Origin of the sequence: Methylophaga sp. (assembly GCF_965655755.1) — a bacterium.
In the GTDB taxonomy this organism is placed as follows: domain Bacteria; phylum Pseudomonadota; class Gammaproteobacteria; order Nitrosococcales; family Methylophagaceae; genus Methylophaga.
Genome location: NZ_CBFHHW010000002.1, coordinates 58039 through 65283 on the forward strand (window position 1 = coordinate 58039; position 7245 = coordinate 65283).

The 7245-nt window shown below is 44.1% G+C and carries 5 protein-coding genes; all 5 read left to right on the forward strand.

Features of this window, described 5'->3' with window-relative positions:
* The coding region (locus tag ACTF5U_RS01155; RefSeq protein ID WP_438969794.1) for a copper resistance protein B at positions 1-325 on the forward strand (325 nt) is incomplete at its 5' end.
* 442 nt (positions 326-767) lie between these two features.
* Positions 768-3053 (forward strand): bifunctional diguanylate cyclase/phosphodiesterase, encoded by a 2286-nt coding sequence (locus tag ACTF5U_RS01160; protein WP_438969795.1) that lies wholly within the window; start codon positions 768-770, stop codon positions 3051-3053.
* A gap of 254 nt (positions 3054-3307) precedes the next feature.
* Positions 3308-4645 carry a PqiA/YebS family transporter subunit gene (locus ACTF5U_RS01165; protein WP_438969796.1) on the forward strand — a complete coding sequence of 446 codons (1338 nt, stop codon included), beginning with the start codon at positions 3308-3310 and terminating at the stop codon, positions 4643-4645.
* Positions 4638-6314: an intermembrane transport protein PqiB gene (gene pqiB, locus ACTF5U_RS01170; protein ID WP_438969797.1), complete on the forward strand. Its 1677-nt coding sequence runs from the start codon at positions 4638-4640 to the stop codon at positions 6312-6314. The genes ACTF5U_RS01165 and pqiB overlap by 8 nt, the downstream gene beginning before the upstream one ends.
* A 20-nt stretch (positions 6315-6334) precedes the next feature.
* Positions 6335-6910 (forward strand): PqiC family protein, encoded by a 576-nt coding sequence (locus ACTF5U_RS01175; protein ID WP_438969798.1) that lies wholly within the window; start codon positions 6335-6337, stop codon positions 6908-6910.
* Positions 6911-7245: the final 335 nt, after the last annotated feature.

The following is a 7245-nucleotide window of genomic DNA, read 5'->3' on the forward strand; positions in this document are numbered from 1 at the left end:
TAGTTCATTAACCGTTAATGAAGATGGCGATATAGCAGCGAGTTTAGAGACTGAATATGATTTACGCCTGACCCAGGTGTCATATCTTCAGCCAAGATTGGAGGTGACGGCCGCTTTGACGGATGCACTTGATTACGATCGCCCCCGAGGACTCAATAAAGTGAAACTAGGGCTTCGTTATCGATACGAATTAAGTCGAGAATTTGCACCATACATCGGTGCCTATTGGCGCCAGTCTTTTGCAGAAACGGCCGACATAGAAGAGGCCCAAGGTAAAGATGATTCAGAGTTTGGCGTTGTACTCGGTGTCCGTATGTGGTTTTAAATGACTCTCTACCTTATTTTAAAGTTCTGCTGAAAGCCGAGAAGAAGTAATGGATGCAAGCATCACAAGATCATGAAACGCATTATCAACAAACAGCCTCTCTTGTCTCATTTCAACAGCTCCAGGAACTGGGGTTATGCTAACACCGGTATTTTTATTAACTGCTCGAATAGCTGGGCTCTTCCCTGTTACATTTTTGGTGGCCGCCTTTGCGGACATTTAAAGTGTCGAATAAAAAGTCCTCTGCCATTTGAGATGGTGTGTATGTATAACGAAAAGTATGACCACTTATAACGATAAGTTTTGTATTCATATTGATAGAGCATACAATCAGAATTGTGGCATCCAAGTACTATAAACCTTCGACTTTAGCGTTAGATTGAATAGCTAAACTTAGCTGCCGATAGACACTCAAATTATAAATAGCAGATGGACCCCACTGATGAATAACATATTGAAACCGGCTATAAAAATAGCATTAATTTATGTGAGCCTAGGCGCTATATGGATTCTTATCTCAGATGTGGCTCTCTTATATCTTTTTGCTGATAAAGGGGATGTGGCTTATTTACAAACGATTAAGGGCTGGTTTTACGTATTAACGACTGGTGGTCTCCTTTTTTGGTTGTCTTTTCGTCAGTTGAAGACCATAGAACAGAGCGAAGAACGCTGGCGCATTGCTATGGAAGCCACAGGTGATGGGGTGTGGGACTGGGATGTGCCCACCAACACAGTATGGTTTTCTAAAGGTTTCAAGACTATGCTGGGTTATAACGAGGACGAAATTGGCACTGAACTTGATGAATGGGCTAGTCGCGTACATCCTCAAGATATGCCAGACGTTATGGCTGACCTGCAACCCCATCTTGATGGCTACAAAACAAATTATACGAATGAACATCGCATACGTTGCAAGAATGGCAGTTATATATGGATCTTAGACCGTGGGCAGGTAATTAAACGCGATAGTGCCGGTAAGCCGATTCGTGTTGTCGGCACCCATACTGACATTACAGAAAGAAAGCAATCGCAAGAAAAGCTAAACTTAGCTGCCACCGTCTTCACACATGCTGGTGAGGGGATTGTTATCGCTGATGCGGAAAGAAATATAATTGATGTTAACGACACCTTTACTGCTATTACAGGTTATAGTCGGGAAGAAGTGATTGGTAAGAACCCTCGTTTTCTTCAGTCGGGGCATCAGTCACCCGCATTCTATGCGGCGATGTGGCACTCAATTAATACAAAAGGCTCCTGGTCGGGTGAGGTCTGGAATAAACGTAAAAATGGTCAAATGTATGCGGAAACGCTTACTCTCAGTACAGTAAAAAATGCGGATCAGGAAATCAGCCATTATGTCGCTTTACTGACTGACATTACTCAAATAAAAGAACATCAGACTGAGCTTTCAATGGTGGCTAATTATGACATGTTAACCCACCTGCCTAACCGCGCCCTACTCGCTGACCGCCTAACTCAGACTTTGTTGCAAAGCAGACGCCATAATCAGTCACTTGCTGTTTTATTTATCGATTTGGATGGCTTTAAACACATTAATGATTTGCATGGTCATGATGTGGGAGATGAGTTATTAATTACTCTTGCCAAACGGATAAAAGAAGAGTTACGGGAAGGCGATACATTAGCCCGGGTTGGCGGTGATGAGTTTGTCGCTGTATTAGCTGATTTAGCAAAAATTGAGAATGCTGATGCCATATTAGAGCGCTTATTATTCGTATCTTCGGAACCCGTTTCAATCGGCAATCTACGATTAACTGTATCGGCCAGTATCGGCGTCACTTTTTACCCTCAGGATAACGTGGATGCAGAGCTGCTTTTACGTCATGCTGATCAGGCTATGTATACAGCCAAGGAGCAAGGGAAGAACCGTTATTACGAATATGACACGGCTTATGTTGCTGCCAATAGACTGCATCGCGAAAAATTGGAATCAATACGAGATGCTCTGGATAAGCAGCAATTTGTGTTGCATTATCAGCCCAAGGTCAATATGCGGACGGGCGAAGTGATTGGTTTTGAAGCGTTAATACGTTGGCAGCATCCACAACGAGGCCTCTTAACCCCAAATGAATTTTTGCCTGCGATTGAAAATAACGCACTAAGTATCGAGTTAGGGGAATGGGTTATTGATAAGGCACTAACCCAAATCAGTATTTGGCAACAATCGCACTCTAACTACTCAGCAAACATTAGCGTGAATATTGCCGCCCTTCAGATAGAGCAGTCTAACTTCCCGGATAGACTCGCCATTTTGCTTGCAAATTATCCCGATGTTGCCCCCTGCTATCTAGAGCTGGAGGTACTAGAAACGAGTGCCTTAGACGATGTACAGCACGTTTCAGAAATTATGAATGCGTGTATTTCCCAGGGTGTAAAATTCTCGATTGATGATTTTGGCACGGGCTACTCATCGCTTACTTACCTCAAACATCTGCCTGCAGCATTGCTTAAGATCGATCAAAGCTTCGTGCGAGATATGCTGGTCGATAATGATGACCTTACTATTATTAAGGGGGTAATAGCCCTGGCTGGTTCATTCAAGCGTGATGTGATTGCTGAGGGTGTGGAGTCAATTGATCACGGAGTAGCTTTATTAGGACTGGGGTGTGAATTAGCTCAAGGCTATGGCATTGCGAGGCCAATGCCTGTGGAGGATATTTCTACCTGGCTGGATGAATGGCAGCCAGATGTTAGATGGCAGGCATAACGCAAATAGCAAGTCCAATAGCTGATTAAAAGGACTGGCTGATATGCCTTACATTAAGAGCAATACCACAGGAAAAAGTATTAAGTTTGACTCCTAGGCTTATGATTTAAAGCTACTTTTTAACATAAATATTGTCTTTCGGTCGGACTTACAGATGATTTTTTGCATAAGTTGTTCTTTCTGACGAGTTCATGGTGCAAAACCGACAACGCTGTCACGCTATAATCATTTCATTGTCATAACGGGTATTCGGTTTGCTGTTTAAGCAAAAAACACCTATTTTTCGCCACATTGAGCCCGGCTCGCCAGAATCACGAAGCCGTCGACGGCGACTTCGTGCCTGTCAGGAATGCGATTGGGTTGTTGCTCTACCCGCATTAAGACCCGGTGAAGTGGCTGTTTGTCCACGATGTCAATACACATTGGTCAAGCGTCATTTTCGGCCGGTTCAACGCAGTATGGCTTTGGCACTGAGTGCCTCATTAGCGCTGGCCTTATCACTCTATTTTCCCTTTGTCAGTTTCAATGCGTTGGGTATAGGGCAGAATATTCACCTCAGCCAGACAACAACGCAATTACTCAGCTTTGATCAACCGCTGATAGCAATGTTGGTCGCATTGACGGTGGTTATCTTGCCAACGATTTATCTTTTCTGTGTCATTTGGCTTCAAATAGGATTACTAAAAGGTCGACCGCTTCACTTTAGTCGACATATCGCCCGTTCACTTAAACATCTTCATCCATGGATGATGGCCGATGTATTCATTCTCGGGGCTTTGGTCAGTCTGTTTAAAATTTCCAGTGGTGCCGATATTCATCTTGATACCGGCTTCTGGGCATTTTGTAGTTTTGCTCTTTTATTATTACTGACAATGCACTCGCTCGATGATGATTGGCTGTGGTTTGCGATTGCCAGTGAACCACTTGCTCCTGAGGGCACCAAAACGGGCCAGACAGCCTCTTCCCAACTCCTAACTACGTGTGTTACATGTGGGATTTTGCAACGTTATCCTGCTATGGGTAGTACTTTTTGTGAGCGCTGTGGAGAACGATTACAGCTTCGTTTACCTCAATCTTTGCAACGTACTTGGGCTTTATTAATAACTGCCAGTGTGTTGTATATTCCGGCCAATCTCTACCCGATTATGTATAGCACCCGTCTAGGGCAAACTCAGCCCAAAACAATTATTGGTGGTGTGGTTGATATGATCAACACAGGTTCCTGGCCAATTGCTGTGGTCATTTTTACTGCCAGTATCATCGTGCCTGTTGGCAAGATATTAGCACTCGGATGGTTGTGTTTACGTGTTGGTAAAAATAGTGAAACCACCCATTTAAGTCGGGTGCGGATGTATCGCGTCATTGAGTTCATTGGTCGTTGGTCAATGGTTGATGTATTCGTGGTCGCGCTATTGGTTGCGTTGATCCGCGGTGGCAATTTACTGTCTATCAATCCAGGGCCGGCGGCGCTAGCCTTTGCTTCAGTGGTAATATTGAGCATGCTCGCAGCTATCAGCTTTGACCCACGACTGATTTGGGATAAGCCCAGCCAAAGGTCACCTTCAGCTTTCAAGGATCCTGTTAATGAGTGAGACCCGTTCAGCCGAACAATCAAAGGATACTGATTTACATCAGGCTTCGACAATTAAAGCATCACGACTCTCTCCTATTTGGATTATTCCTTTGGTCGCACTCTTGATTGGTGTCTGGCTGATCGTCGATAGTTACCGGAATACAGGACCGCTGGTGACATTGACCATCACGAATGCCGGTGGCATTGAAGCGGGTAAAACCAAAATAAAAACACGTAATGTCGATATTGGTCGAGTTGAAGAAATTAAGTTATCTGACGATCTGAGCCATGCTGTGATTTTGGCACGGATTAATCACGATGCTGAGGAAGTTCTGGTTGAAGATACGCGTTTCTGGGTTGTTAAACCGCGTATTAGTCGTGAGGGCATAAGTGGTTTCGGTACGGTGTTATCGGGTGCTTATATTCAACTTCACCCAGGCACATCAGAACAGCGTCGCAGTGAGTTTGAGGTTTTAGAACAACCACCGGTGGCACTCGATGGTAGTGAAGGCATTAGTATTAAATTAATCAGCCAGCTTGGTAACTCCGTTCGTAGCGGTGATCCGGTCACCTATCAGGGCTATACCGTCGGTCGGGTGGAAACAGCTGAGTTTGATGAAAATACGCGACAGGTATTTCATAAGTTGTTTATCGAAAGTCCTTACGATTCTTTGATTAACAGTAATACCCGTTTTTGGTCAGCAAAAGGCATCAATCTGGAACTTAGCTCTTCAGGCTTCGAGGTCAATGTTGCTTCACTGGAAGCCTTGATAAGCGGTGGTGTGACCTTCGGTGTTTTAGAAGACCTCCCGGCTAAGAAACCCGATCAGGACGCAGATGGGGTTTATCAATTATTCCCCGATGAAGAGAGTGCCCGTCAGGGGATATTCAGTGACTATATTGAATATGTGCTGCTGGTTGAAGACACCGTACGAGGCCTTGCTGAGGGGGCCCCTGTAGAATTTCGTGGACTTCGAGTCGGCACGGTGGGGAGAGTACCGTGGCGTTTTAGTTCGCCAGAACGTCCCGTTCGTGAAAATTTTGCTATTCCTGTGTTGATTCGTATAGAGCCACAGCGCCTGGGTGAACAAGAAAAGTTCGACCGTGATGAATGGCGTGACAGAATTGGGAATATGATTGGTAATGGACTCAGAGCCACTTTGAAGTCAGGCAATTTACTGACGGGCAATTTATTTGTCGATTTGAATTTTCAGCGAGAGAATACGGACGTTTATGTTGCTTCAACATTTGAAGAGCGCCCTGTCATACCAACCACACCCGCAGGTCTCGCTCAAATTGAACAGAGAGTGTCGAGTTTACTCGATAAACTGAATGCGCTGGAAGTTGAACCTGTTCTGAAGGGTATGGATAAAAGTATGCAGCAATCCGAAGCATTGTTGCAGGAAATTCGTGATTTGACCGGCAGTATTAACAATTTGATTACAGATCCAGCAACACAAAAAGTGCCGGCAAATATCAATAAGACGCTGGCAGAATTACGTGATGCGATTAAAGGGTTATCACCCGAGTCTGAGGGATATCAGGCGCTTAACCAAACCCTGCAAAGACTGGACAAACTAGTGCGTGATATCCAACCTTTTGCCCGTACATTAAGCGATCAGCCCAATGCGTTGATCTTTAATTCTCCACCGGTAGATGATCCACAGCCGCCGGCGGCCAACCCCTAATTCGAGCAGGTTGTATTTTGATGACATTTAAATCTTACCTTAGCGTTGTTCTGATTATTCTATTAGCAGGTTGTGCTACCACCTCGGTTGAGAGCCAGCGTTATTTTTTGCCAGCGCCTGACGGAGTCGCAACACCATTGAATAAGGTTGATTCAAGTCGTTTATTGCAAATCACGGAGGTACAGCTGGCTGATTTCCTGGATGAAGCGGGTCTGATTTTACAACTGGACGACATTACGTTAAATCAGGCTAAAAACCATTTATGGGCTGAAGAACTAGGTCGCCAAATCAATCGTAATCTTCGTGAAAGGCTTAACCAGAAACAGCACAATTTCATCATTGTTGGGCCAGAAACATCAGCTGATTTACGTTTATTACTTGAAATCAATGCTTTTCATGGTCGATACGACGGCCTGGCTTTGACCAGTGGTCAATGGCAGCTGCAAAATAAGCAAGGTGAAATAATGGTTTTAAATCGCTTTGAACTTGGCACAAAGCTCAACAAGCCCGGCTATCCGGCTCTGGTTCGAGCGTTGGGCGAAAACTTGGATAAGCTGGCTATTTTACTTGCTGAAGAATTGGCACAAGTACAATAAAACTTGTCCATAACGATTCCTAATCATTAAAAAAATTCGGGTTTTCTCGCTGAGAAAGTGACAAAGTAATAAATCTCTGGCGAAAATAAGTTTCGCCCTGCTTATTCATCTATTTTCTCATATGACTTTACGAACAGTCATTAATATTGAATATTGATAACGTTTCCATTTGTTGGCTCCATTCATTCCCAAAGTTGGTTAGCACCTTAACTATCCCCATTATATTCAAAGATTTCATTCTTGAAGCTATAGCGAGCACGCCCGATAGCCTCATTAAAAATGTTGAGTAGTACGTAAATTCATTGCAAAAAATCTCACACTAAATTCACTCCGGT

Bases quoted from the DNA above. Each gene is read 5' to 3' on its own strand.
- ACTF5U_RS01175 (WP_438969798.1), top strand. From the start codon at position 6,335: ATGACATTTAAATCTTACCTTAGCGTTGTTCTGATTATTCTATTAGCA.
- ACTF5U_RS01160 (WP_438969795.1), top strand. From the start codon at position 768: ATGAATAACATATTGAAACCGGCTATAAAAATAGCATTAATTTATGTG.
- pqiB (WP_438969797.1), top strand. From the start codon at position 4,638: ATGAGTGAGACCCGTTCAGCCGAACAATCAAAGGATACTGATTTACAT.